The 25,379-nt window shown below is 56.7% G+C and carries 24 protein-coding genes, 1 tRNA gene and 1 rRNA gene; 16 read left to right on the forward strand and 10 right to left on the reverse strand.

Going from position 1 to position 25,379, the window contains the following annotated elements; translation table 11 throughout:
• Positions 1-185 precede the first annotated feature (185 nt).
• From rrf to FJV47_RS06295, 7 genes are all read left to right on the forward strand, one after another.
• Positions 186-302: ribosomal RNA gene (gene rrf / locus FJV47_RS06270) — 5S ribosomal RNA — on the forward strand.
• 174 nt (positions 303-476) lie between these two features.
• Positions 477-2,450, forward strand: coding sequence for a M13 family metallopeptidase (locus FJV47_RS06275; RefSeq protein ID WP_159611151.1), 1,974 nt, complete (start codon positions 477-479; stop codon positions 2,448-2,450).
• A 71-nt stretch (positions 2,451-2,521) separates the two neighbouring features.
• A complete protein-coding gene (gene lysS / locus FJV47_RS06280) occupies positions 2,522-4,081 on the forward strand; it encodes a lysine--tRNA ligase (protein WP_159611153.1) in 1,560 nt (519 codons plus the stop codon).
• 2 nt (positions 4,082-4,083) lie between these two features.
• Positions 4,084-4,251 carry a hypothetical protein gene (locus tag FJV47_RS16445; protein WP_200831964.1) on the forward strand — a complete coding sequence of 56 codons (168 nt, stop codon included), beginning with the start codon at positions 4,084-4,086 and terminating at the stop codon, positions 4,249-4,251.
• Positions 4,252-4,390: 139 nt separating this feature from the next.
• Positions 4,391-4,711, forward strand: coding sequence for an Lsr2 family protein (locus tag FJV47_RS06285; RefSeq protein ID WP_159611155.1), 321 nt, complete (start codon positions 4,391-4,393; stop codon positions 4,709-4,711).
• A gap of 268 nt (positions 4,712-4,979) precedes the next feature.
• On the forward strand, positions 4,980-7,493 hold the full coding sequence (locus FJV47_RS06290; protein ID WP_159611157.1) for an ATP-dependent Clp protease ATP-binding subunit: 2,514 nt from the start codon (positions 4,980-4,982) through the stop codon (positions 7,491-7,493).
• A 92-nt stretch (positions 7,494-7,585) separates the two neighbouring features.
• The gene (locus FJV47_RS06295) at positions 7,586-8,050 is read left to right on the forward strand and encodes a hypothetical protein (RefSeq protein ID WP_159611159.1); all 465 of its coding nucleotides are present in this window, start codon (positions 7,586-7,588) and stop codon (positions 8,048-8,050) included.
• A gap of 5 nt (positions 8,051-8,055) precedes the next feature.
• On the opposite strand, the gene FJV47_RS06300 is transcribed toward FJV47_RS06295, so the two are convergent.
• Positions 8,056-9,282 (reverse strand): MFS transporter, encoded by a 1,227-nt coding sequence (locus FJV47_RS06300; RefSeq protein WP_200831965.1) that lies wholly within the window; start codon positions 9,280-9,282, stop codon positions 8,056-8,058.
• Positions 9,283-9,409: 127 nt separating this feature from the next.
• Here FJV47_RS06300 and FJV47_RS06305 point away from each other — a divergent pair, with 127 nt between their 5' ends.
• Entirely contained in the window at positions 9,410-9,922 is a 513-nt protein-coding gene (locus FJV47_RS06305) for an amino-acid N-acetyltransferase (protein ID WP_235026374.1), read from the forward strand.
• A 3-nt stretch (positions 9,923-9,925) separates the two neighbouring features.
• Here the strand turns inward: FJV47_RS06305 and FJV47_RS06310 are convergent, their stop codons facing one another.
• Together FJV47_RS06310 and FJV47_RS06315 are read right to left on the reverse strand one after the other, a co-directional pair.
• Complete coding sequence (locus FJV47_RS06310) at positions 9,926-10,726, reverse strand: DUF1206 domain-containing protein (protein ID WP_159611163.1); 801 nt, start codon at positions 10,724-10,726, stop codon at positions 9,926-9,928.
• A gap of 13 nt (positions 10,727-10,739) precedes the next feature.
• Positions 10,740-11,648: an A/G-specific adenine glycosylase gene (locus FJV47_RS06315; RefSeq protein WP_159611165.1), complete on the reverse strand. Its 909-nt coding sequence runs from the start codon at positions 11,646-11,648 to the stop codon at positions 10,740-10,742.
• A gap of 86 nt (positions 11,649-11,734) precedes the next feature.
• Here FJV47_RS06315 and FJV47_RS06320 point away from each other — a divergent pair, with 86 nt between their 5' ends.
• Positions 11,735-12,340: a hypothetical protein gene (locus FJV47_RS06320; RefSeq protein WP_159611167.1), complete on the forward strand. Its 606-nt coding sequence runs from the start codon at positions 11,735-11,737 to the stop codon at positions 12,338-12,340.
• A gap of 4 nt (positions 12,341-12,344) precedes the next feature.
• Here the strand turns inward: FJV47_RS06320 and disA are convergent, their stop codons facing one another.
• The 3 genes from disA to FJV47_RS06335 are packed head-to-tail and all read right to left on the reverse strand — an operon-like array spanning position 12,345 to position 16,025.
• Complete coding sequence (disA, locus tag FJV47_RS06325; RefSeq protein ID WP_159611169.1) at positions 12,345-13,418, reverse strand: DNA integrity scanning diadenylate cyclase DisA; 1,074 nt, start codon at positions 13,416-13,418, stop codon at positions 12,345-12,347.
• A 34-nt stretch (positions 13,419-13,452) separates the two neighbouring features.
• On the reverse strand, positions 13,453-14,847 hold the full coding sequence (radA, locus tag FJV47_RS06330; RefSeq protein WP_159611171.1) for a DNA repair protein RadA: 1,395 nt from the start codon (positions 14,845-14,847) through the stop codon (positions 13,453-13,455).
• 35 nt (positions 14,848-14,882) lie between these two features.
• Positions 14,883-16,025 (reverse strand): aromatic acid exporter family protein, encoded by a 1,143-nt coding sequence (locus tag FJV47_RS06335; protein WP_159611173.1) that lies wholly within the window; start codon positions 16,023-16,025, stop codon positions 14,883-14,885.
• A gap of 217 nt (positions 16,026-16,242) precedes the next feature.
• Between FJV47_RS06335 and pstS the strand changes: the two genes are divergently transcribed.
• The 6 genes from pstS (at position 16,243) to FJV47_RS06365 (ending at position 21,300) form a co-directional block, all read left to right on the forward strand.
• Positions 16,243-17,358: a phosphate ABC transporter substrate-binding protein PstS gene (pstS, locus tag FJV47_RS06340; RefSeq protein WP_159611175.1), complete on the forward strand. Its 1,116-nt coding sequence runs from the start codon at positions 16,243-16,245 to the stop codon at positions 17,356-17,358.
• A 97-nt stretch (positions 17,359-17,455) separates the two neighbouring features.
• Positions 17,456-18,391, forward strand: a complete 936-nt coding sequence (gene pstC / locus FJV47_RS06345; protein ID WP_159611177.1) for a phosphate ABC transporter permease subunit PstC — start codon at positions 17,456-17,458, stop codon at positions 18,389-18,391.
• A complete protein-coding gene (gene pstA / locus FJV47_RS06350) occupies positions 18,391-19,533 on the forward strand; it encodes a phosphate ABC transporter permease PstA (RefSeq protein WP_159611179.1) in 1,143 nt (380 codons plus the stop codon). The genes pstC and pstA overlap by 1 nt, the downstream gene beginning before the upstream one ends.
• A 45-nt stretch (positions 19,534-19,578) precedes the next feature.
• Positions 19,579-20,358 carry a phosphate ABC transporter ATP-binding protein PstB gene (gene pstB / locus FJV47_RS06355; protein ID WP_159611181.1) on the forward strand — a complete coding sequence of 260 codons (780 nt, stop codon included), beginning with the start codon at positions 19,579-19,581 and terminating at the stop codon, positions 20,356-20,358.
• Positions 20,359-20,573: 215 nt separating this feature from the next.
• The gene (locus FJV47_RS06360; protein ID WP_159611183.1) at positions 20,574-21,047 is read left to right on the forward strand and encodes a hypothetical protein; all 474 of its coding nucleotides are present in this window, start codon (positions 20,574-20,576) and stop codon (positions 21,045-21,047) included.
• Between the two features lie 55 nt (positions 21,048-21,102).
• Positions 21,103-21,300: a helix-turn-helix transcriptional regulator gene (locus FJV47_RS06365; protein WP_159611185.1), complete on the forward strand. Its 198-nt coding sequence runs from the start codon at positions 21,103-21,105 to the stop codon at positions 21,298-21,300.
• Here FJV47_RS06365 and FJV47_RS06370 read toward each other — a convergent pair.
• From FJV47_RS06370 to FJV47_RS06385, 4 genes are all read right to left on the reverse strand, one after another.
• Positions 21,297-22,325, reverse strand: coding sequence for an inorganic phosphate transporter (locus FJV47_RS06370; protein WP_159611187.1), 1,029 nt, complete (start codon positions 22,323-22,325; stop codon positions 21,297-21,299). The two genes, FJV47_RS06365 and FJV47_RS06370, sit on opposite strands and share 4 nt — an antisense overlap.
• Before the next feature lie 5 nt (positions 22,326-22,330).
• Positions 22,331-22,945, reverse strand: coding sequence for a hypothetical protein (locus FJV47_RS06375; RefSeq protein WP_200831966.1), 615 nt, complete (start codon positions 22,943-22,945; stop codon positions 22,331-22,333).
• A gap of 238 nt (positions 22,946-23,183) precedes the next feature.
• Complete coding sequence (locus FJV47_RS06380) at positions 23,184-24,359, reverse strand: MFS transporter (RefSeq protein WP_159611189.1); 1,176 nt, start codon at positions 24,357-24,359, stop codon at positions 23,184-23,186.
• A gap of 98 nt (positions 24,360-24,457) precedes the next feature.
• Positions 24,458-25,123: a hypothetical protein gene (locus FJV47_RS06385; protein ID WP_159611191.1), complete on the reverse strand. Its 666-nt coding sequence runs from the start codon at positions 25,121-25,123 to the stop codon at positions 24,458-24,460.
• 160 nt (positions 25,124-25,283) lie between these two features.
• Here FJV47_RS06385 and FJV47_RS06390 point away from each other — a divergent pair.
• A tRNA-Lys gene (locus FJV47_RS06390) sits at positions 25,284-25,356 on the forward strand.
• Positions 25,357-25,379: the final 23 nt, after the last annotated feature.

Consider the following 25,379-nt stretch of genomic DNA (forward strand, 5'->3'; position numbering starts at 1 on the left):
GCTGACCTGTACTAATAGGCCGATGACTTTCAACACACAATAAATATAATCAGTAATAACAAAATTGTTTATGCTGTTCGCGTTCACTATGCGGTTACGAGACAACAACTCGACAACCACAAAACACAAGACGTTTTAACACCGAAAAACACATTCACCAAGTGGTTTGTGTGCTTCGTGATTGTTACGGCGGTCATAGCGTGGGGGAAACGCCCGGTCCCATACCGAACCCGGAAGCTAAGGCCCATTGCGCCGATGGTACTGCACTCGTGAGGGTGTGGGAGAGTAGGTCACCGCCGGACTTAACTTAATAATGTGTGGTTTGAGGCCCTGGACACAGTAGTGTTCAGGGCCTCACCCGTTTAACGTAGCTTTAAGCCGTCCGCGCACCCACGGTGCTCGAGGGTTTTATCGTCGGAGAACTGGCTACAGTGTGTAGTAGATAGAACAAGGCCTACTACACAGGGAGCCCCGCTTTGACTACCGAGACAACCAGCCCGCTGCGTTACCGCGACGAATCGGTTCGTCCGCAGGACGATCTATACCGTCACAGCAACGGCAAGTGGTTTGAATCTGCCAGTATCCCTGGTGACCAAGGGCTTTATGGTTCGTTCATGGAATTACGTGACCAGGCCGAAGAGGCGGTTCACGCCATCATCAAAGAATCAGTCAAGGCCTACGAGTCTGGTGAGAAAACCGACGGGGCCACCAAGCGCATAGCCAATCTTTACGGTTCATTCATGAACGAAGCAGCGGTCGAAGAACGCGGTGCCGAACCGATCGCCGGCTATCTAGATGCCATTTCTGTCGTGGACTCACCTGAAGCACTGCTGAAGCTCTCCGGCACTTTCTACCGCAAGGGCATCAGCGGCTTCATCGAAATTGGAGCAATGAATGACGCGGGAAACCCAGAACGCAACCTGCTGACCTTCTTGCAGGGCGGACTCGGCCTGCCCGACGAGTCCTACTACCATGATGAACAGCTGGCCGAAACCCTCGCTGACTATCAAGAGCACCTAACACGTTTGCTGACCCTAGGCGGTAGCAACGATGCCGAGCAAGCCGCGACCGGCGTCGTAGCCCTCGAGAAGGCTATCGCCGAATTCCACTGGGACCGCGTGAAGGTTCGAGACGCTCAGGCCCGCTATAACCTCATGTCCGGCGATGAGCTGTTCGCACTCTTTGACGGTCTGAAGATTTGGCTGTCCGGGGCTGGAATTGACCCTAAGTACTACGGCGAAGTTGTCGTGTGGCAGCCAAGCTATCTTCAGGGTCTCACCGGGTTGCTTTCTTCCCAGCCACTCGAAGCCTGGAAGAACTGGTTGCGCGTTCAGGTGCTACGGTCCTTTGCACCGTATCTGTCCAGCGACTTCGTGAACGAAAACTTCTCTTTCTACTCCGCAAAGCTTGGCGGTGTGGAACAAATCCGCGATCGCTGGAAGCGCGGCGTTTCCTTCACCGAAGGGGCTGTGGGTGAAGACATCGGCCAGCTCTACGTGGCCAAAAACTTCCCGCCAGAAGCCAAAGATGCCATGGACCAGCTAGTTCAGCGGCTGACCGAGGCCTACCGGATCTCCATCTCCGAGCTGTCGTGGATGGGTGAGGCAACAATCGAAAAGGCACTGGATAAGCTCTCGAAGTTCCGTCCAAAGATCGGCTACCCGGATCAGTGGATTGACTACTCGTCCATTGCCACCGATGAGTTGGATGTTATTGCCAACCTGGCCGCAGCCAACGAGTTCGAGTTTAAGCGCGAGCTGAAGAAGATCGACGACGGAGTGGACCGTGAGCTCTGGTTCATGTACCCACAGACCGTCAACGCCTACTACCACCCACTGCTGAACGAAATTGCCTTCCCAGCAGCCATCTTGCGCCTGCCATTCTTTGATGTGGATCGCGATATCGCATCCAACTTTGGCGCTATCGGCGCGGTGATCGGTCATGAGATCGGCCACGGTTTTGATGACCAGGGTTCTCAGTATGACGGAACGGGGCAGCTGACCAACTGGTGGACCGATGAGGATCGCGCGGCTTTCGAAAAGCTCACCGGCAAGCTCGTGGAACAGTACAACGCACTCTCGCCAACCGAAGCTCCCGAACACCAGGTCAACGGTGCGCTGACCTTGGGCGAGAACATCGGGGATCTTGGCGGGCTGGGCATCGCTTACAAGGCCTACAAACTCGAGCTGGCAGCTCGCGGCATCACAGAGGATGAAGTGATCGACGGTGTCACCGGCGATCAACGCTTCTTCTACTCCTGGGCCGAATGCTGGCGTACGCTGATTCGTCCGGAAACCGCAGTGGTTCGTGTGCGTACCGATCCGCACGCTCCGGGTGAATTCCGTTGCAACCAGGTGCCTAAGAATCTGGCCGCCTTCCACGAGGCCTTTGGCACCAAGCCGGGGGATGGAATGTGGTTGGATCCAGAAGACCGCGTCGAAATCTGGTAGACCGCAACAAGAGATGAACGAGAGCACCGGCAAACATCGCTTTGCCGGTGCTCTGCTGTGTAAGTCTGATCATGAACGGCTTCATACCGGCGCAATGGCACGTAGAATGGGTAATTGTGACTTCCGAAAATAATTCCGCACAGCCCATTGATACCAACGACCAGCGACAGGTCCGCACTGATAAGCGCAACCAGTTCCTGGCCAAGGGTGAGGAAGCCTACCCTGTGGGTGTGGCTCGCACCCACTCGCTGTTGGAAATCCGCGATAAGTACGAGCACCTTGAAGCCGGCGAAGAAACCGAAGACGTCGTCGGCGTTGCCGGACGTATCGTTTTCATGCGCAATACCGGCAAGCTGTGCTTCGCTAGCCTGCAGGAGGGCGGCCCGAAGGGCGAAGGCGTGCGCCTGCAGCTGATGCTTTCGCTGGCCAATGTAGGCGAAGAGCGTCTGGCACAGTGGAAGTCCCTGGTTGACCTCGGCGACCACGTTTTTGTTAGCGGCAAAGTGATTTCTTCACGCCGTGGCGAACTGTCCATCATGGCCGACAGCTTTGAAATGGCTTCCAAGGCCCTGCGCCCGCTGCCAGTGCTGCACGCTGACTTGAACGAGGCTACCCGTGTTCGTCAGCGCTACGCGGATCTGATCGTACGCAACGAAGCCCGCGAAATGGTCTACAAGCGTGCCGGAATTGTTCGCGCCGTGCGCAACACCCTGGAGAACCACGGCTACGTTGAGGTTGAGACCCCAATGCTGCAGCTGGTGCACGGTGGCGCTTCGGCTCGTCCCTTCAAGACTCACCTGAACGCTTTTGACCAGGAAATGACCCTGCGCATCGCTACCGAGCTATACCTCAAGCGTTGTGTTGTTGGTGGCGTGGACCGTGTGTTCGAAGTTGGACGTATCTTCCGCAACGAAGGTGTGGACTCGACCCACTCGCCAGAATTCACCACCCTGGAATGCTACGAAGCGTATGCAGATCAGTACGTGATGGCCGATCGCATGAAGGAAATCATCCTCAACGCTGCCGATGTGATCGGCGCTGGCCGCACCATTGAAACCCCGAAGGGCACGGCAAACCTGGACGGCGAGTGGCGTTGGCTCAGCGTCTACCCTGGCCTGTCCGAAGCTGTAGGCCTGGAGATCACCCCGGATACCGACGCGTCGGTACTGCGCGAGATCGCAGCCAAGCACGAAGTAAAGATCGACCCTGCCTGGGGCGCCCAGAAGCTGGTAATCGAACTCTTCGGTGAGATCGTGGAACCAACTTTGATCGACCCAACCTTCGTGTGTGACTACCCGCCGCTGGCGCAGCCATTGGCTCGTCCGCACCGTTCGAAGCCAGGGGTTATCGAAGCCTGGGACTTGATCATCGGCGGCATGGAACGCGGTACCGCTTTCTCCGAGCTGATCGACCCAGTGATCCAGCGCGAACGTTTGACCGAACAGTCCCTGATGGCTGCCGGCGGCGATCCAGAAGCAATGCAGTTGGATGAAGACTTCCTGCGTGCCCTGGAATACGGTGCCCCACCAATGGGTGGCATTGGATTGGGTATTGACCGATTGGTCATGCTCTTCACCAATGTCGGCATCCGCGAAACCATTCTTTTCCCATTGCTTAAGCCGGAGGCGTAGAAATGTTGTATGTCGAGGCAATTGTTCCCACAATCGGCCTGGCGTTGCTTTTCTGGTACGTGATGAAAGCTATTACCAACGCGGACCGAAAAGAACGCCAAGCCGAGGCGGAAGCAGATGCGCTTATTCAAAATCGTTCGGATTCTAATAATCCAACGAACGAGAATTAGGGTATTCCTGATAGAACCTTGTGAATGTGGATCGTAATTAGAATTATGCGATGCTATTTGTATAAGCTGGAACACTGAAAAGGACTGATGGCTTTATTGCTAGGTAGTTCAGTACATTCAAGCTCGGAGGAATCCACAGATGGCACGTCAGGTTCAAATCGCCCTGATTGACGATATTGATGGCAGCGAAGCAACTGAATCAATTGCATTCAGCATTGCTGGTCAGCACTTTGAAATCGATCTGAACGACGAACATGCCGCAGAATTCCACGCGGCTATCGATCCATACGTTGAAGCTGCGCGCTCGTCGAAGCAGACCGCAACCAGCGAGGCTCCAGCAATTCGCGCTTGGGCAAAAGAGAACAACATTAAGGTCAATGCCCGTGGTCGCCTTAATGCAGACGTTGTAGAGTCCTACAACGCTGCCATGCGTAAAGGCGGACGCAACCGCGCAAAGTAATTCGCAACGTTGGAGTTAGGCTTCAAAAGAGTCGGCACATTGAATGTGCCGACTCTTTTGTTTATAACGGTCACCGTGATTTATCCAAATAATTTGGTTGAAGACTGTATTGTTTGTGCAGCAATCAAAACTTCTGACTCGCAGGCCAACTCAGCGCGCCCAACACCTGTCTGGCAACCATTCGGGTTATCCCCGTGGCGAACAAGGGCGAATAACGAGCGCTTGATGCGTAGCATCGAATTATTGGTAAGCAAGGAGTGTGCCGAATATGTTTGAGAGATTTACCGACCGTGCCCGTCGAGTTGTCGTGCTCGCCCAAGAAGAGGCGCGCATGCTCAACCACAACTACATCGGCACCGAGCATCTGCTGCTCGGCCTAATCCACGAAGGCGATGGTGTAGCCGCCAAGGCGCTCGAATCGCTGAATATTTCGTTGGGTGCCGTACGTGAGCAGGTTCAGGAGATTATCGGTAAGGGCCAGCAGGCTCCTTCCGGTCATATCCCGTTCACTCCTCGCGCCAAGAAAGTCTTGGAACTCTCGCTGCGCGAAGCGTTGCAGCTGGGACATAACTACATTGGTACCGAGCACATCCTGCTCGGCTTGATCCGCGAGGGCGAAGGTGTCGCTGCTCAGGTTCTAGTTAAGTTGGGTGCAGACCTTGGCCGTGTACGCCAGCAGGTCATCCAGCTGCTCTCGGGCTACCAGGGTGGCAAGGAAACTGCTGCCGCTGGCGTGAGCTCGGGTGGACAGCAGGAAGGAACCCCTGCTGGTTCGGCAGTGCTGGATCAGTTTGGTCGTAACCTCACCGCAGCAGCCCGCGAAGGCAAGCTGGATCCGGTGATTGGTCGCGAGCACGAGATGGAACGCGTTATGCAGGTCCTCTCGCGTCGTACCAAAAACAACCCTGTTCTTATTGGTGAACCTGGTGTTGGTAAGACTGCTGTGGTTGAAGGTCTGGCTCAGTCGATCGTTCGCGGCGATGTACCAGAAACCATCAAGGACAAGCAGCTGTACACCCTAGACCTCGGTTCATTGGTGGCCGGCTCACGCTACCGCGGTGACTTCGAAGAACGCCTGAAGAAGGTGCTCAAGGAAATCCGCACCCGCGGAGACATCATCCTGTTCATCGACGAGATCCACACCCTCGTTGGTGCTGGTGCCGCCGAAGGTGCAATCGATGCTGCCTCGATCCTCAAGCCTATGCTGGCTCGTGGCGAACTGCAGACCATCGGTGCCACCACCTTAGACGAGTACCGCAAGAACATCGAGAAGGACGCGGCCCTCGAACGCCGTTTCCAGCCGATCCAGGTCAAGGAGCCTTCGGTCGAGCTGACCACGCAGATCCTGCGTGGCTTGCGTGACCGCTACGAGGCGCACCACCGTGTAACCATCACCGATGGCGCGCTGCAGGCTGCCGCAACGCTGGCTCACCGCTACATCTCGGATCGCTTCCTGCCAGATAAGGCTGTGGACTTGATCGATGAAGCCGGTGCCCGCCTGCGCATTCAGCGAATGACCGCACCTCCTGCCCTGAAGGAAATGGACGAGGAGATCGCCACAGTTCGTCTGGAGAAGGAAGCTGCGATCGATGCACAGGACTTTGAAGGCGCGGCCTCGCTGCGTGACAAGGAGTCCAAGCTGATCGAGGCGCGCAACGAGAAGGAAAAGTCGTGGCGCAACGGTGATATGGATGAAGTATCCGAGGTCACTGAAGAGCTCATCGCGGAGGTTCTTGCTAACTCCACCGGCATCCCGGTAGTGAAGCTGACCGAGGAAGAGTCCTCGCGTCTGCTGAACATGGAAGAGGAACTGCACAAACGCGTGATCGGTCAGGATTCGGCCATCAAGGCCATCTCCCAGGCGATTCGCCGTACCCGTGCAGGCCTGAAGGATCCAAACCGCCCAGGCGGTTCGTTCATCTTCGCCGGTCCAACCGGTGTAGGTAAGACCGAGCTGGCCAAGGCCCTGGCAGAGTTCCTCTTTGGTGAAGAAGACGCACTGATCACCCTGGACATGTCCGAATACTCGGAGAAGCACACCGTTTCCCGTCTCTTCGGTGCCCCTCCGGGTTACGTCGGTTACGAAGAGGGTGGACAGCTGACCGAGAAGGTTCGTCGTCGCCCGTTCTCCGTCGTACTCTTCGATGAGGTCGAAAAGGCCCACGCAGACCTGTTCAACTCGCTGCTGCAGATTCTGGAAGACGGTCGCTTGACCGACTCCCAGGGTCGTGTGGTGGACTTCAAGAACACCATCATCATCATGACCACCAACCTGGGTACTCGTGACATCTCCAAGGGTGTGATGACCGGCTTCCAGTCGGCCGCGGATACCAAGACCGGTTATGAGCGCATGCAGGCCAAGGTGCAGGAAGAGCTACGTCAGCACTTCCGCCCAGAGTTCCTGAACCGTGTTGATGACACCGTGGTCTTCCCGCAGCTGAACCAGGAAGAGATCGAAGAGATCGTCGACCTGTTCGTTGGTCGCTTGGCCAAGCGACTGAAGGAACGCGAGATGACCATCGAGCTGACCCAGGCTGCCCGCAGCCTGTTGGCACAGCGTGGTTACGACCCAGCAATGGGCGCTCGACCACTGCGTCGCACCATCCAGCGTGACATTGAAGATCAGCTCTCTGAGCGGATCCTGTTCGGCCAGATCGTGGCCGGCCAGAATGTCACCGTAGATGTTGAAGGCGAAGGAGCGGACCAGAAGTTCGTCTTCCGTGCCGAAGGCGGTCCAGGCCAGCTAGAAGGCGAGCCAGCACCGGCAGCGCTAGAAAGCTAAGTTCGAACCATAAGTAGCAACAAGCCGCGAAACCAGGTGAAACTGGTTTCGCGGCTTGTTGCATTTTGATCTGTACAACGTACGCTGAAGCTATGAAGCGAACTCTCACGGGCCGACTAGTAGCCGTCGCCGTCCTGTCAGTGATCGCCTACAGTCTGCTGTACTTCTTGACTCGACCGCTACTGCCAGAAGACTTAGCTAGACATGCCGGACCCGACGGAGTCGGTTACTCGCAGCTGTGGATCACCGTACTGATCATTGGTGCACTCGCTACGCTCTGTTTGAGTATTGGCATCATTGTCTATCGAGATTTTGTCTCGCTGGGCCATTGGTATCCCGGTCCCAAAGCGATAGCCGCGTGTTTCCTCGCTGCAGGCTTTGGAATCCTGGGCCTAGGAACGGCCATGATCTTAACCGTGCTGGGGCGAGAGGCCGAGGAGCTCGGATCTCAGCCCATAGCTATGGGACTGCTCGGGCTAGGTCTGGTCTTCGCAAGCTCGGCTGGCCTGTTGGCGAAGATGTTGCCACGAGCGAAGGAAGAGACCCTCAGCGACTAGCGGTGCTACTTGCGCCTCGCTGCCCGGATTACCAAGAACAAGCCCAATACGGTGCAGCAAAGGTATACACCGATCACGCTGATCCACCCTGCGGTGAACCCTCCAGCGGAACCCACGAGTAATCCCATTGCCAACGGCCCCACAGTGAATCCAGCAAATTGCCCCGCCGAGACGATGCCACTAGCGCTGCCCAAGCGGTTTGCAGGAACCGCGCGCAACAAACCCGCCATGAGCACCACCGAAACGCCTAGGGCCGAAGCTCCATGTAAGGTCACGGCAACCCATAGCAGTAATGCCGAGTGCAGATGTTCGGAAAGTAAGAAGCTGACCCCACCGCAACTAGCAAGGGTTGCCAGCAGGAGTAGCAGTTTCGGTGCGGGCACACCGCGAGCCATCATCCTGCCCCAACCCACTCGCGCGCTGACGCCAACCACGCCGGCCACGGCCGCGGTCAGGCCACCTGCGACCAGCGAGAAGTGCAGTTCGCGCACGGCAAATAGCGCCAAGTACACGTTGGTGGCCTGCACACCGACACCATTGATAAATCCAAAGAGGGTCAAGGTGTAAATGATGTAGCGGGCAGAGGGTGCTGCCGAGGCGATTGAATTCCCGGACTTCTGCTCGGTTCGTATTGCGGGGCTTGGTTCGCGAGCGGGCAGTAACGGAGTTGCTGCCAGGATACGCATGGCAAAAATTGCCAAGCCGGCTGCCAGAACTGCACCTGCCAACGAGGCCCCACGCCAGCCAATGACCGCAGCCAGCAGCGGGAACCCCACGCTACCAACCAATTGGGAGACCTGAACACCAGACTGTTTGATGCCGGTCCAGCCGATACGTTGTTCGCTGGGGACCCTTTGGACCAAAATACGATTGGTGACACCGTTAGGGAAGGATTGCGCGAAGCCCGAAACCCCGACTGCCACCAGCAATAATGCATAACCGGAGTCCACGCCAGCTAACCCTAGTGCGGCAGCAGTCGCTCCAAAAATGATCAACATCAACCGAGAGTCTGGTTGCCTATCAGCGAAGCGTCCAAACACGGCATTGCCGATAGCTGCGCATCCAAAACAGACGGTGGCCAGCAATCCAAACTGCGATTCGGTAATGCCTAGATCGCGAATCACTAGGTCGCTGGTTGCACTCAGCCCATAGTTGAGTAGGGGAGCGATGCCGACTGCAGATAAAAGGATGGCCAGCAGCCCAAACCCTGGGCGTGCTTCTTTGGCTGACATTCTCATCCTTAATCTGAGATAGGCGGTTCAAGCCTAAGTTTGTCACACGCTGCGAATAACGCTTCGTTCTATGACATATCTGGCACTAGCTTCAACTCAACCAACCAACGGGCATAGGATAAATCGGGTGAATACTTTTACCGTCCGTTCAGCAAAAACCAGTGATGTCTCGGCAATTCGAGAACTCGTTCGACCGTTAGCGGAAGAGCGCATTTTGTTGGACAAGGAAGCGGTTACCTATTACGAATCCATTCAGGAATTCGTTATGGCCCAAGACGCGGACGGAAATGTTGTTGGCTGCGGTGGATTACACGTGATCTGGGAAGATATTGCTGAAATTCGCACGCTGGCCACCTCCGCGCAAGTTCGTGGGCAAGGCGTCGGTCACCTGCTTATGGAAGAGCTCTTACGCCGTGCTAAAGCTGTAGGGGTATCACGGGTCTTCTGCCTGACCTTCGAAGTAGCTTTCTTCGAACGTCACGGATTTAGTGTCATGGCTGATCAAAGCGCAGTTGACCCCATTGTGTACCAAGAGATCTTGCACTCGCGAGATGAGGGTGTGGCCGAGTTCCTCGATTTGGCCCGCGTGAAACCTAATACCTTGGGCAATACGCGCATGATCATTTCCCTTGATCAGTAGCCGCTAGTCCATCTGGTCATAGCGCGCCCGCAAGACTAAGTAGAGCGCGTAAATGACTAATCCGACGCCGATAGCGCCCAGAACTACCGGCCCGAAACTCTGATCGCGGATCGCTTTCAGCGCCCCGTCAATTCCGCTAGCTTCTTCGGGGTCCCCTTGTATCGTCGCGAGAACGAACAAAACACCTAGGGCACCAAGGACTAGGCCTTTGGCCGGGTAACCGATCATGCCGGTGTACTTGATGGTTTTGGAAATCTCCTTACTGCTGGAGTTTTCAAGATCCTTCAAGAACTTCTTGCGCACACCTTTATAGATGTAATAACAAGCCATACCGAGCAGGACCAGGCCAATTATTACCAGTACTGCACGGCCAGCGAAGGACTTCATCAGCTCTGAGCTGAGGCTGCTCGTGGTCTTTCCTGAATCGCTGGGATTACCTACGGCAAAACGGCCAAAGGTGAACCCTACGGCAAGAAAGACCACGCCAGTACCGGCAAATTTGAAGCGCTCACGCCACTGTTTTTCGGGCAGGAAGAGTTGGGCCAAAGACCACAGACCGAGCAAGAGAGCGCCAGCCGCGCAGATCCACAGCAACACGATGCCAAATGGCTGAGCGGCTAATGCGCGCATCGCACCACTTTGATCGGCTTGTGCCTGACCTCCTGAAGCGACAACAGCAGCGAGTATGCCCATAGTGGCATGTAGGATGCCGTTGGCGACAAACCCGAGGCGGGCTAAGCGTTCGAACCACGGGTGCCGGGCTACCTGGTGGGCAGCGGAGGCCGGATCAACGGAAGCGTTCATGCGCTAATCATAACTAGGACGGAAGGCGAATTCCTTCGTCATCACGCACGGCCAGTCCGTCCTTGAGCAGCCCGGCAAGCGCTCGTTCACGTTGCTCCAACTCAGCCTGCAAGCGTTCCAAAGCCACATAGGTATCGTGTTCTTGAATAGCGAGGTCCACCAGGAATGACTCTTGGGCCAGCGGCTCTTCATGCTCGCGAAGAATTGCCATGATCGCACCGCGCACCTGCCGGTCGGTGCCTTTCCATGCTTGACCCTTTGGAATGTAATGAGGGGCTGGTCGGCCGGCGGCGATCCAAGCGCAATGTTCAAAGACCGGACAGGCCTCGCATTTGGGGCTGCGCGCGGTACAGACCAAGGCACCTAGCTCCATGACCGAGACGTTCCAAAGATTTGCGCTGTCTTGATCTTCGGGCTGTACCTGGCGTGCGCGAGCAAATTCGCTGGCCCTTGGGCTCGGTTCAGGCAACGCCATACCGCCAAAGAGACGGGCATGAACTCGACGAATATTGGTATCAACCACCACGGTGGGTTGGCCAAAAGCGAAGCAGGCGATTGCAGCGGCGGTGTAGTCCCCAACGCCAGGCAGGGCGCGTAACGCCTCTTCGGTACTAGGCACTTCGCCGTTGTACTCCGTGGTGATTTCAATCGCCGCTGCGTGCAGACGCTGAGCACGACGCGGATAGCCCAGCCGGCCCCATGCCTTGAGTGCTTCAGATAGTGGTTCGGCCGCCAAATCCTCAGGTCGTGGCCATCGCCGCATCCACTCTTCCCAGACGGGCAAAACACGCACCACGGGGGTCTGTTGTAGCATGAATTCGCTGACCATAACCTCCCACCCACTTACGCCTTCACGGCGCCAAGGTAGATCCCGGGAGTTCTGGCGATACCACTGGTTGATCTTGTGATGGATTTGCTGCACCACACTACTGTAGCCAACGACGTGCACTCACCTCGATTCCCCTGCCATTACCGGAAACAAGAGCCGGAATGAATTAGCCTTAAGCTATGAGCAACGCACCCGGATCAAAGCCATCAGCCAGCGTCTATCGGCGTCGGCGCATTACTGTGGCGGTCATCGCCGTAGTGCTGATTGGCCTGATTATTTGGGGCATTGTTGCGGTAGCCGGTTTGCTCACTCCAGATCAACAGGGCGAATCGGCACCTGCACCCACGGCACAGTCCAGTTCAGCTGCTCCAAGCACTGAATCTTCCGAAGACGCTGCAAAGAAGTGCAAATCCGACGAGATCAAAATTACGGCGACCACCGATGCCAAAAGCTACGCAGCGGGTAAAAACCCGGTGCTAGTTCTCGGTATCGAAAACAAATCAAAGCGCGAATGCGAATTGAACGTTGGAACCAGCCAACAGGAGTTCCTGATCTCCAGTGGGGCGGACCGGGTCTTCTCCACCATTGATTGCCTGCAGAACCGCGAAGATGTCCCACTGACCTTCGCCGCAGGACAAAAAGAAGACGCACGGTTCACCTGGGACCGTATCCGCTCAGCCCCTGGATGCAAAGCAATCAATGCACAGCCGGGCCCCGGTACCTACAAGTTCACCGCTGCTATCGGAGAATTTGAATCCGAACCGGTGAGTTTTAAACTCGAATAAACTCTTAGATGTAGCGATCTAGTAGGGACGACTCGGCCATGCGCGCCAGTCCTTCACGGATTGAGCGAGCCCGTTGTTCGCCCACACCTTCGATCTCCATCAGAGCACTGGTCGAAGCAGCCATAAGCAACTGCAAGTTATCAAAGGACGCAACTAACCTGTCACCGATTGCTTTGGGTACGGTGCGGATCTGCGAAAGCAGGCGGTAGCCCTTAGGGGAGAGCTGATCATCTTGGCCGACCGTTCCTCGAGGGAACAGGATCTTAGCCAAACCATCAATGTCGATTAACTGAGCATCAGTGACTTCGTGAAGTTGTTGCAGCGCCAGATCAATATCCAACTCCGAGCCTTCTGCCTGAGCATAGTCACGTAAGAGCAATTGGTTGTCTACTTGAATTCCTGAGAGCAATTCTGCGTGCTGTGCCGCCAGTAGTCGGCCGTCGATGCCCAGTTCCAAAACGTAGCGGGAGATTTCCTCGCTGGTCCGACGCAGCATTTCGGTGCGCTGTAAAACAGCCAAAACTTCGCGGGCCGTTGCAACATCCTCGATCTCAGCAGCTGACAAAGAGCTGGTGACCTGGTCCAGGCGGTGACGGTAACGCTCTAGGGTAGCCACAGCCTGATTACCGCGAGCCAGCAGGCGTTCGGCAGGCTCAAGCACATGGCGCTCGCCGTCGGCATACAAGGTGATGGTCTGCATGGACTGCGAGACCGAGATGGTGGGGAACCCAGTTTGCACCGCAACACGTTCGGCCGTGCGGTGGCGCGTGCCAGACTCCTGGGTATCAATTACGGCGTCCGGCATCAGCTGCACACCTGCCTGCAAAATTTGGCGTGCATTGCCGTCAAGAATAATTGCGCCATCCATTTTGGCCAGTTCGCGAATGCGGGTGGGGCTGTAGTCAGCATTGATCCTAAAACCGCCGGAACTTAAAGATTCCACAACCTTGTCGTGGCCCAGCACAATCAAAGCGCCTGTGCGACCACGCTGAATGCGCTCAAGTCCTTGAGCCAGTTCTGTGCCTGGGGCAATCTGAGCCAAGATGGCAAGAAATTCTGGGGTGGGATTCGCTTTCACTTTGCGTCCTTTCAGCGGGCGGCAACACTCAAGTTTATCGTGTCGGCTTCTGTCGCTGAGTGAAGGCAATATCCAGTGCCTGGGCAATGTTTTCTACCTGGAAGACATGGATTCCCTCAGGAATGTTTTTTAGTGGCTCCGGCGTCGCTGGAGCCATGGCAAAGGAGAAGCCAAGACGTTGAGCTTCGGTGATGCGCCGCGAAATCTCTGGAACCTGACGAACCTCACCAGCCAAGCCAACCTCGCCGAAGGCCACAAAATCCTGAGGCAACGGGAACTCATTCATCGACGAAGCCAGGGCCAAAGCACACGCTAGGTCAGAGGCGGGTTCAGCAATTTTTACTCCGCCAACCGTTGCGATATAGGAATCCATAGAAGACAAGTCCATATGCGCACGAGCCTGCAATACCGCCACCACCATTTGTGCGCGCGCCGAATCCAATCCGCTGGTGGCTCGACGCGCGGCTGGCGCATTGCTGCGCGAGAGCAAGGTCTGCACCTCGGCGACCAGCGGGCGGCGCCCCTCGAGCGTCACGGTGATACAGGTACCAGGCACCGGGTTACGAGTACGGGTGACAAATAGTTTGGACGGGTCGGTCAAGGATTCAATGCCATCTTCATTCAAATCAAAGCAGCCCACCTCGTCGGTGGCTCCGTAACGGTTCTTTAGCGCTCGCAGGATGCGCAGACGTGAATGTTTCTCACCATCAAACTGGCAAACCACATCCACCAAGTGTTCAAGTAGGCGCGGGCCTGCCACGGAGCCTTCCTTGGTGACGTGGCCGACCATGATGGTGGACATGGCGCGAGTTTTTGCGGCATTGATAATCGAGGCAGCTACCTCTCGCACCTGTGAGACGCCACCGGCAGCACCGTCAACCTCAGCCGATGAAAAAGTCTGTACCGAGTCCAAAATCAACAGTTGCGGATCAATCTCTTGAATCTGGCCCAGTGCCAACGCAAGGTCAGTCTCTGCCGCTAGATAAAGAGTGTCAGCGATGGCGTTGATGCGTTCGGCGCGGGATTTGACCTGGGCGGCGGATTCCTCGCCGGTCAGGTACAACACCCGAAGTCCGGTTTGCGCTGCCTTGGCTGCCACATCCAATAGCAAGGTGGACTTGCCAACACCCGGCTCACCGGCCAACAAGATGGCTGCGGCCGGGACCAGCCCGCCACCGAGCACGCGGTCGAGCTCGGAAACTCCACTGGGCCTAAAAGCCGCTTCTGAACCGTCGATTTGAGCGATTGGCTTGGCCGGATGCGCCACCTTAGCGGCGGCAACGGTGCGTGCCGAGACGGTGCCAACCTCTTCAACGGTGCCCCACGCTTGGCATTCGCCGCAGCGTCCCACCCATTTGATGGTTGTCCAGCCGCATTCTGAGCATTTGAAGGTTGCTGAAGACTTGGTGCGCGTGGAGGTTTTGGCCATAGGCCAATGCTATCGACCTACACCGACAATTTTGTTCAGGACAGCTTTGGCAAGGCTGCGATGGCTTCGTCGTGGTTGCGTCCGGCCGATTCTAGAAGGTCAACGATCATCGGACGCAATAACAAGATCAAGCCCTCACCTTGTAGACCTTGAACACCCAAACTTTCGGGATCCAGCTGTGCCGCTGCACTCTCTAGTTGACGTATGGCGGCTCGTTCATACTTTTGTTGGCCGGCTAGAGTCTGCTCGCGTACCGAGTGAGCCAGCGAATTCACGGCTTCTGAAACCTCACGAAGTAGCGGAGCCAGAGCTTCGGCGCCTTCAGGGGTGAGGGCTCCATTACTGAGTACGGAGGATAACCGGCGGGCAAAAACGCGCAAGTTACGCGCGGTCCAGTCATAGTGGTTGAACCGTTCGGACAGGCGGTTCAGCTCATGTCGATGGCGGCGTCCGGTGGGAGATATCATCGCCAGTTCTTTGGACGCGCTGAAGGCCGACGGTAACTTATCCAAGTGTTTTTGGGTGGCTCGTGCCTTGATCAACGCGTGGAAGGCCGAACGTCGATCATCATCACGAATAGCCCACGAGCATTCCAGAATTGCTTCAGAGAGTTCTTTAAACAGATCGCTCAGCGCCGAGACCGGGGTCCTTCGCGGATCTGATGGCCACAGTACGATCACCAGGAGTGCCAGTAACGAGCCGGTTAGTGCGTCAATGGATCTGGCAAAGGGCCCATCCACACTTACCGGTAGAAGCACCACTAGGGCAGACTGCATGCCCAGCTGCGTGGAGAAGATCGCGCCAGAGTCAAGATAACGGGCCACCACCAAACTCAGCGACATCACTAAGGCAGCCTGCCAAATGCCTTGGCCAAACCAGTGCATTAGCGTATCGCCCAGCGCCACGCCCAAGGTGCAACCCAAAGCGACTTCGGCCGTTTTGCGGATCGTCGTTGAGGCACCAAATCCTAGGGAAATCAGGGCACTGGTGGCGGCAAAGATCGGTTGGGTATGTCCCCAGATGCTTTCGGCAATCCAGAAGGCGCCAATCGCACCCATGGTCATGCGCAAGATCCGTGGCAGAGAATTGCGTGCCCGCAGCAGTCCAGCGCGGTTGCGCGCCGCAAGGAAGCCAGAGACCCGTTGTGGTAGCGGCTTCGCTTTGCTCTTCAGTGCCATAAGGTCAGTCTCCCACGGACAAGGCTCGAAGCCGATGAAGTTGCAGGCATATTGCTTTGGTGAGCAGGATCACTGCCACCTGCACGAGCTGTTAACCCTTTGTTCACCTTCGCCGGGGGAACTGGTTACCTTGGCTCTTTAACGTCATAGGTGAAGCGGGGAAAGATCCGCTGAAAATTCTTACACACATCGTATTCAATATGGGGAGTGCAAACTCGTGAAGCTCAATCGCCTTGGCAGTGCAGCTGCCGTCCTTTCTGTCGCGGCAATCGCACTGACTGCTTGTGGTTCGGATAACCCGACCGCAACCTCGAGCTCGGATAGCTCCGCAAGCTCCTCGGAATCGGGTGTCAAGGGCACCCTGACCGGCATCGGTGCTTCCAGCCAGACTTCAGCAATGGAAGCTTGGAGCGCAGGCTTCAAGGCTGCCAACCCAGAGGCCAACGTGCAGTACTCGCCAGATGGCTCCGGCGCTGGCCGTAAGGCATTCTTGGCCGGTGGCGCACAGTTCGCTGGCTCGGACGCTTACCTGAAGGAAGACGAAAAAGAGGCGGCAACCAAGGTTTGTGGACCAGATGGCGCCTTCAACATTCCTGCTTATGTTTCGCCAATCGCCGTTGCCTACAACCTTGAAGGCGTCGACGAGCTGAACATGGACGCTGACACCATCGCCAAGGTGTTCAAGAAGGAAATCACCAAGTGGAATGATCCGGTGATCGCCAAGCAGAACCCAGACGCAACCCTGCCAGACAAGGAAATCACCGTTGTTCACCGCAACGATGAGTCCGGCACCACCGAGAACTTCGTTGAGTACCTCAAGGCCGCTGCCGGCGATGTCTGGAACTACGAAGTTTCCGGCGAATGGCCAAGCGACATCCAGTCGGAGAACGCTAAGGGTACCTCCGGCGTGGTTTCGACCACCACCTCCACCGATGGCGCCATCACCTATGCTGACTTCTCCGCTGTAGGCAAGCTGTCCACCGTAAACGTCAAGGTTGGCGACGAGTACACCAAGATCTCCGCTGATGCAGCTGCCAAGGCACTGGACACCGCAACCCCAGCAAAGGGTGCATCCGAAAACGACCTGGCACTGGATCTGAAGCGCGACACTACCGAAGCCGGTACCTACCCAATCGTCTTGGTTTCGTACCACATCTTCTGCAGCACCTACAAGGATCAGGCAACCACTGACCTGGTCAAGGCCTTCGGCCACTACGTAGTTTCCGCAGAGGGCCAGAAGACTGCCAGCGAGTCTGCTGGTAACGCACCTCTGTCGGCAAGCATCGAAGAAAAGGCCGCTAAGGCCATCGACGCAATCACCGTCGCTAAGTAGTAAACGGTGCGGGTGGTAACTCAACCACCCGCACCAGCAGTTCCCCTCCACCCCCTGCAGCATGTGCTGCATCACCCCTCTTGAAAAGGCTCTAGCCATGACTACCAATGCTTTAACAAGCAAGTCATCGACTTCAGGCCGCATGGGTGACAAGATCTTCTCCGGCGCAGCACTAGCCGCCGGCATCCTGATCCTGGTCACTCTCTTTGCGGTTGCAGTCTTCTTGCTGATCCAAGCGCTACCGACGTTCTTTGCCGATCCGGCAGAGGTTTCCGGTGGTCAAGGATTCTTCACCTACATCTGGCCAATCGTTGTCGGCACCGTGATCGCGGCAGCTATTGCGCTTCTTATCGCTACCCCAGTAGGCCTGGGCGTGGCACTGTTTATCTCGCACTTCGCTCCGCGCAAGGTCGCCGGCCCGCTGGGCTACGTCATCGACCTGCTGGCAGCAATCCCATCGGTCATCTACGGTGCCTGGGGCTACATGGTGCTGGCACCAACCCTGGTGCCCGGTTTTGAATGGCTTTCTAAGAACCTCGGATTCATCCCACTGTTTGAAGGCCCCGCCTCGCAGACCGGCAAGACCATGCTCACCGCCGGCATTGTGCTGGCCGTGATGGTGCTGCCGATCATCACCTCGCTGAGCCGCGAAATCTTCTTGCAGACACCAAAGCTGCATGAGGAAGCCGCCCTAGCTTTGGGCGCAACCCGCTGGGAAATGATCAAAACCGCAGTCATTCCATTCGCTCGACCTGGCATCATCTCGGCAGTCATGCTGGGCCTGGGTCGCGCACTGGGTGAAACCATGGCGGTGGCACTGGTACTGTCCACCGGCAACCTGATCCCATCGCTGATCAAGACCGGCAACCAGACCATCGCCGCAGAAATCGCCTTGAACTTCCCAGAAGCCTTCGGTCTGCGCCTGTCTGAACTGATCGCAGCCGGCCTGGTCCTGTTCCTGATCACCCTGCTGGTGAACATCATCGCCCGTGGCATCATCTCCCGCCACAAGGAATTCTCGGGGGCTAACTAATGAGTGCAACCACCACCAACCCTCGACATAGCACCGGAGGCACCCCAGTCCCTCCGGCGCGTAAACGCAATTCTTTGGCCAAGGGCAAACTGCCCAAGTGGGCTATCTGGGCCGTGGCTGCCGGCGCGATCATCATCGGCGCTGCAGCCTCCACGCTGACCGGCTTCAACATCGCAGCTTTCGCGATCTACTCGGCGATCATCTTCCTTGTTGCCGCCACCATCATCACTACCGTGGTGGAAGGCAAGCGTCGCGGTACCAACGCGATGTGGACCTACCTGATCTACGCTTGCTTCATCGTGGCGCTGATTCCACTGGCCTCGGTACTTTACACAGTGCTCGAAAAGGGCCTGCCAGGTATCAACAGCCACTTCCTGTTCAGCTCCATGAACGGCGTAACCGGCGCGGTAGATAACCAGAGTGTCAACGACGGCGCCCCAGTGGTCGGCGGCGCCTACCACGCGGTGATGGGCACCTTGCTGATCACCCTATGGGCAACCTTGATCTCGGTACCGGTGGGCATGCTCACCGCGGTCTACCTGGTTGAATACGGCCAAGGCAAGACGCTGTCCAAGGCCATCACTTTCTTCGTGGACGTGATGACAGGTATCCCTTCGATCGTGGCTGGTTTGTTCGCAGCAGCCTTCTTCGGCATGATCCTTGGCCCAAGTGCCCGCATGGGTATTGTCGCCGCCGTCGCGTTGAGCGTCCTGATGATTCCAACAGTGGTTCGCTCCACCGAAGAAATGCTCAAGATCGTCCCGAACGAACTACGCGAAGCTTCTTACGCACTGGGTGTACGCCGCTGGCGCACCATCTTGAAGGTTGTAGTTCCTACCGCGATTTCCGGCATCGCCTCGGGTGTCACCCTGGCCATCGCCCGCGTGATCGGTGAAACCGCACCAATTCTGGTCACTGCCGGCATCGCCAGCCAGATCAACATGAACGTCTTCGCGAACTGGATGTCCACGCTGCCGACCTTCATCTACTACCAGATCATGAACCCGACCAGCCCGACCAACGTCGATCCATCGGTGCAGCGCGCCTGGGCCGCAGCCCTGCTGCTGATCCTGATGGTGATGGCACTGAATTTGATCGCCCGCCTGGTCGCATCGATCTTCGCTCCCAAGAAAGGCCGTTGAGCTAAGGCTCCGGTTCTATCCACCCAAACTTTTCAAGGATAAATCATGGCAAAACGCATCGACGTCAACGATTTGAACGTCTACTACTCCAAGTTCCTGGCCGTTGAAGGCGTCTCGATCAACATCGAACCAAAGTCCGTCACCGCCTTCATCGGCCCATCGGGCTGTGGCAAGTCCACCTTCCTGCGCACCCTGAACCGCATGCACGAAGTCATCCCTGGCGGCCGCGTCGAAGGACAGGTGCTCTTGGATGGAGATGACCTCTACGGTGCCGGCGTTGACCCGGTAACCGTACGCAGCCAGATCGGCATGGTCTTCCAGCGCCCGAACCCATTCCCGACCATGTCCATCAAGGACAATGTGCTCGCCGGTGTGAAGCTGAACGGCACCAAGATCTCGCGCTCGGATGCCGATGATCTGGTGGAGAAGTCGCTACGTGGGGCCAACCTGTGGAATGAAGTCAAGGACCGTCTGGACAAGCCAGGATCCGGTCTTTCCGGTGGTCAGCAGCAGCGTCTGTGCATCGCCCGCACCATTGCGGTCAAGCCAGATGTGATCCTGATGGACGAGCCATGCTCGGCGCTGGACCCGATCTCCACCTTGGCTATTGAGGACCTGATCAACGAGCTGAAGAACGACTACACCGTGGTGATCGTGACCCACAATATGCAGCAGGCTGCACGTGTGAGCGATAAGACCGCCTTCTTCAACATCGCCGGCACCGGCAAGCCAGGCAAGCTCATTGAGTTCAACGAAACTTCAGCCATCTTCTCTAACCCAGAGCAGAAGGCCACCGAAGATTACGTCTCCGGACGCTTCGGATAAAGATTTCGGCTGCCGCCACCTTTTAGCGTAGGTGGCATCCGAACCGGAAGGGGGGTCTTCCGGGGATCCTGGAGGGGATCACCGCCAGCGGCGCATCGATAACGATGCGCCGCTGCGTTTTAAGTTCCTTAGAAATTTCATGTAAAGCACCCTTGACTGTAAAGAGCGCTTGTCTGTAAAGTGGGCTTTACATCAAGTCGAACGGGGAGCTGGACATGGACACAAAGGCTGTCGCTCAAAATAAATGGGGTCGAGCACGATTTGGCGGATCACAAACACTGCTTCTTCTACTCTCGATCTTGGGAGGCATTGTGATTTCGGCGGTGATCGCGTGCCTCATTGTTCAGTTTGGCCCAGAGGCCCCAGTTCAGCGCAAGGTGCTCGCAGCTGTCATTGCCGCGATCATCATGCTTCCTGTTGCATTCGCACTGTGTTGGCTAATCATGCTGGACAGGGACACGCTCGCGGGAGCGGTTAAAGATCCCGATTCTTCGATTGAAGGACGGTGGCTTGAGAAGGCTGGTTTCAGTACCTTAGGCGACATCGTGGCTGTCGCCGGACTGGCTGCTACAGCATTGACCATCTTCAAAGTTGATATTCCGGCCAGTAACGCGCTGCTTGTCGTAGTGGGCCTAGCATTTGTTGATATGGCTATTCGCTACCTGATGCTCAAGAAGGTGGACGGCTAATGTTCGTAGTGACTATTCACAACGGGCACCAACTGACTATGCGAACGGTTAGCTAGTGGAGAATAATCTCAGTGACTACCGCAAAGAACGCGGCCTATCTCAACAAGCCTTGGCCGACGAGCTAGGGGTATCTCGGCAAACCATTATCTCCTTGGAAAAAGGCCGCTACGATCCGTCTTTGCCGCTGGCCTTTAAGCTCGCCAGTCTCTTTGCCTGCCACATCGAAGATCTCTTTATCCCTGAGGAGAACTAGCTCCCGGCAAATAGCGGACGAGCCGCCAAGGTGAGTATGGCTCCACCAAAAACACAGACCACAGGGGTCAGCAACCAGTGCCAGACGACTTTATTCACGTTGCGCCAGGTGACCGATTCGAAGGCCTGATTTTTACCGGCACCAACAATACCGCTGGTCACCGCTTGCGTGGTGGACAGTGGCAGGTGCACCACCAAAGAACCAACAAAAAGCATGCCCGCAGCAACTCCCTGGGCGATCATCCCGCGCAACGGATCAAAGTTCACCAGACGCCGACCCAGGGTGTAGGTGATGCGCCAGCCGCCCAGTAGCACGCCGAAGCTCAGGGCCGCGGCTGCGGTGAGCTGAATGGCCACGGTCAGTGGACCTGGATCCATGAGGTTTCCGGTAATCAATACCAGGCTCAGCAGCGCTCCGGTACGTTGCCCATCTTGAAGGCCAAGGCCCAAAGCCACAGCTCCCGCAGCGACCGCCTGGCCTGCCTTGGAGCCCTCATTAACCGACCTGGAAGTGTTGTGGCGCAGGATCCACATCGCGGGGATGACAAGGAGGTAGGAAAGGGTAAAGGCAATCACTGAGGCGAGCACCATCGGGATAACCACCGAAGAGAGCAATAGGTCCCACACGTTCCGAGTGGATTCATCACCCATGATCGCTGCCGCGCCACTGCCGCCGGCCAACGCCGAGAGCAAAGCGTGGGTGGAACTAATCGGTAATCCGCGCCACCAACAGTAAACGCCCCAGGCACCTGCCGCTAGCAGCCCGCAGATCAGTAGTTTCAGGCCGGCCACACCTGAGGGAACGTTAATGTTCAGCTCCTGCACAAGTGTCACACTCAACCCGGAGGTAGCCATGGTTCCGATGAACGCAAAAATGGCTGCCAAGGTGACTGCAACGGCTGGACTTAGCGCTCGGGTGCGCACCGACGCGGCAACCGCGGTGGAAGCATCGCGCATACCGTTGAGCACGGCGTAGGCCAAGGTGAGGGCCACTGCAATTGTGGTGAGGACCGAAATGAGAGCCATTGGCCTTAGGACTCCTTGACCAGCACGCGGCCCAAGTGGTCGGCGAACTGGCGCAGGGTATTAGCGGTCAGCATCAGCTGGTCCGCCACCTGCTGGTGGCGATGAATGGTGCCAGCCTTGGCGAAGTTGGCGATCTCATTGCCCCACACCAGATGGGTACGAGACGCGCGCTTTGAGAACTGCAACATTTGCAACCAGGTGTCTTCCAGATCATCCAAGTTGTTCAGTCGCTGCACCGCCTCGGAAGCTAGCTCGGCCAGCTGCGAAATGAGCTCCAACTGCTCCGAAGAACGTTCCGAGAGCGGGGTAGAGCCCACGGTCATGATCAGCTCGCCGGTGCCACGCAAATGCTCCATGGTCTCGTGTAAAAAGCGTGAGAGGGCATACATATCTTCACGTGGCAGTGGGCTGATGTAGCTGGTTCGCAGGTGGGTGAGCACCGCGTGCACCAAATCCGAAGCTTCGGCCTCTGCCGTGGCCAATTCGCGCAATTGTTCGTTGCGCGTGTCTGGGCTGCCGATCATTTCCGCCACATTGGCCACGGAACCTTTAATCGTGATGGTCAAAGCGCAAAGCAGCTCAATGCCACGCGAGGCTGAGGGGAAGACACGGAACTTCACTTTTTGGGCGCACCATTCGGATCGATTGCTTTTGGTACCAACGCTGAACAGTTTACGGCGTGGAAGTTAACGACGTGGCCTTGAAGGTGCCGGACCGGGAACGCCTCTCGGCGGAAGGCCGCTCGAAGCGGCAGAATTTTGGAGCCCGGGGTTACCAGCGGCCCGACACCGTTACCTAGTTTTCTCGCCTACTGCCCCTGCTGTCAACCGCAAGAAGCGTTGCGTGTAATTTCTCACGCTAACGACGCAGATTCTTCTCTGCGCCGCTGAGGCACAACAGTGCGCAGCAGAACCAGATAGCTCCCGCCGGTCCCAATCCGGCGGCTACAGAACTTGAGATAACGGGTAAAGCCACTTGTCCGAGGCGGTTTCCCATCAGGCGCACGGCAAGTGCGGAGCCACGGTCCACGGTGGGAACCGAAGTAGAAATCATGGTCATGGTCATCGGCTGACCCAACCCCAAGAAGAAGCCACCAACCAACAACGCCAATCCTGAGGCCCACAAAACGTCGATGAATGTCGGAGCCAACGCGATAGATACACCGGAAATGTACAGGCTAGCCACCAGCATCTGGTGTCGGTCAAAGTGAGCGGACAGCTTCGGGATGAACAAGCGAGAGACTACCGAGGCGCAACCACGAATGGCCAAAAGCACACCAACTGCTGCTGGTGTGACGTCATGTTTCTCCGCAACCAGTGGCAGGAAGGCGGTGAGGATATCGAGCATTGACAGCAAGGTCAGCGACGCAAACATATGCGAAACCATGCCTCTGACCTTCAGGATCGAACCAATGGACGCGGTGGAGCGCTCTGGCCGGGCGCTACTCACAGACTTGGAAACACGAGGCTGGAAATTTGGAAGCAGGAACGGCACCGCTAATAAAGCTACGCCCACCCCGATCCACAAGGACAGGTTGATGTCGGCGATTCGTTGAGCCGAGTGCGCATCCGTACCGGTACCCAGCACCAATCCGCCCATCAAAGGACCCAGGAACTGTCCGGCCGCATACGCGGCGGTGAACCAACCGAAGCCTTTGTCTAGATCTTTATCGGGGAAGAATCGTGCAATGGAGGATTGCCCACCGATGGTGAAGACTAGGTGCCCCAAGCCCAACACCGCGCTGCTCAGGGCAACACTCAGGGCATTGGGGGAGAGATTGATTCCCACGCCACCTAGCGCGAGCAACGCTACGCCGGTGACCATAAGGAATCGGATACGCGAAATGCGTGAGCTCACCCGACCCAACAGCATGGCGGTAAATAGCGGCAAAATTGCGTAGGCGGCGGTCACCGCACCCACAGTAAAGGAGCCGGAACCAAAAGAAATGAGTTTATAGGTAGTAACTGGTCGAATGAGGTTCAGCGCCGCTTGGGACAGTAACCCGGTGGCAATCAAAACCACCAACCAACGCATGATCCCTGAAGAACTTGATTTCGATTCAGCGACCACACGTACCTGCCTAAAATTACTTGGTTAGTTCCTCATCTATCCTAGAACTGCGCCAAAGCAATTTAGTCCAAGGCATCTTGACGCCAAAGCCGTGCGCAAACTTCCAAATCATCTGCGGTCTTACTCAAGGCCCGAGCCTGTGCGGTTAATCTGGTTCCGCGTTCACTGTTGGACAGGTCCGCGGCATCAGCGTGCTCGGTCATTCCCAGTACCAACACACGGCAGTAAGCGGCCGTGCGCTCCAACGCGTGGGCGAAGTCCCCGTTGAACGCTCCAGTAAGAATGGAGCCAGTCATATTCTTCAGTTCCTCTGCCGTAGGAGGCTCGGCAACCCCTGCCACAATCCGCTCAACTTGGGCGCGTTGGGCTCCGGCTTGGAACCGCGCCGAGTGCACCTCCGGTTTGTTCATGGTCGCCGCGCGAACAGCATATAGACGCCATAAGGCCCCGGGCAATGAATGTGCAGGAGCTTCGCTCCACAGTTCGGCCAAAACTTCCAGGCCTTCGTCTTCAGCCACAGCGATCAGTCGGTTGGAAACTTCCGGGTCGTCATTGGCAATTCCGCGACGCACAAAGGCCTGGGCAGAAAGGTGCGCAGCTTCTGAAACCCGCGCCGGGTCTGCCCCACCTTCGTAGGGCTCAAATTCTTCCGGGGAGAAGGGGCGTGGTTTGTGATGTCGGTATCCGGCATCCTGGGCGACTTTTGATCCTGCGCGTGCACCTTTCATAGCTTCCAGAATACTCGCCGAACCTTGGTGCTTCGTTAACGAGTGCGCCGTCGCATAGCGCGCGGGATTCAGCCGAATCTAAGCTCACTCGACGCGCTCAAACCGCCGATTAATACTCACGCGGTTCTTTCGGGTAGTATGGATTTTGGCCTTGTGCCGTGCGCCTTTAGCTCAGTTGGTAGAGCACTGGACTTTTAATCCATTGGTCGCGGGTTCGACCCCCGCAGGGCGCACAAAACATGAAAATAGGATCCAG

The organism is Glutamicibacter sp. JC586, assembly GCF_009805585.1.
GTDB lineage: Bacteria > Actinomycetota > Actinomycetes > Actinomycetales > Micrococcaceae > Glutamicibacter.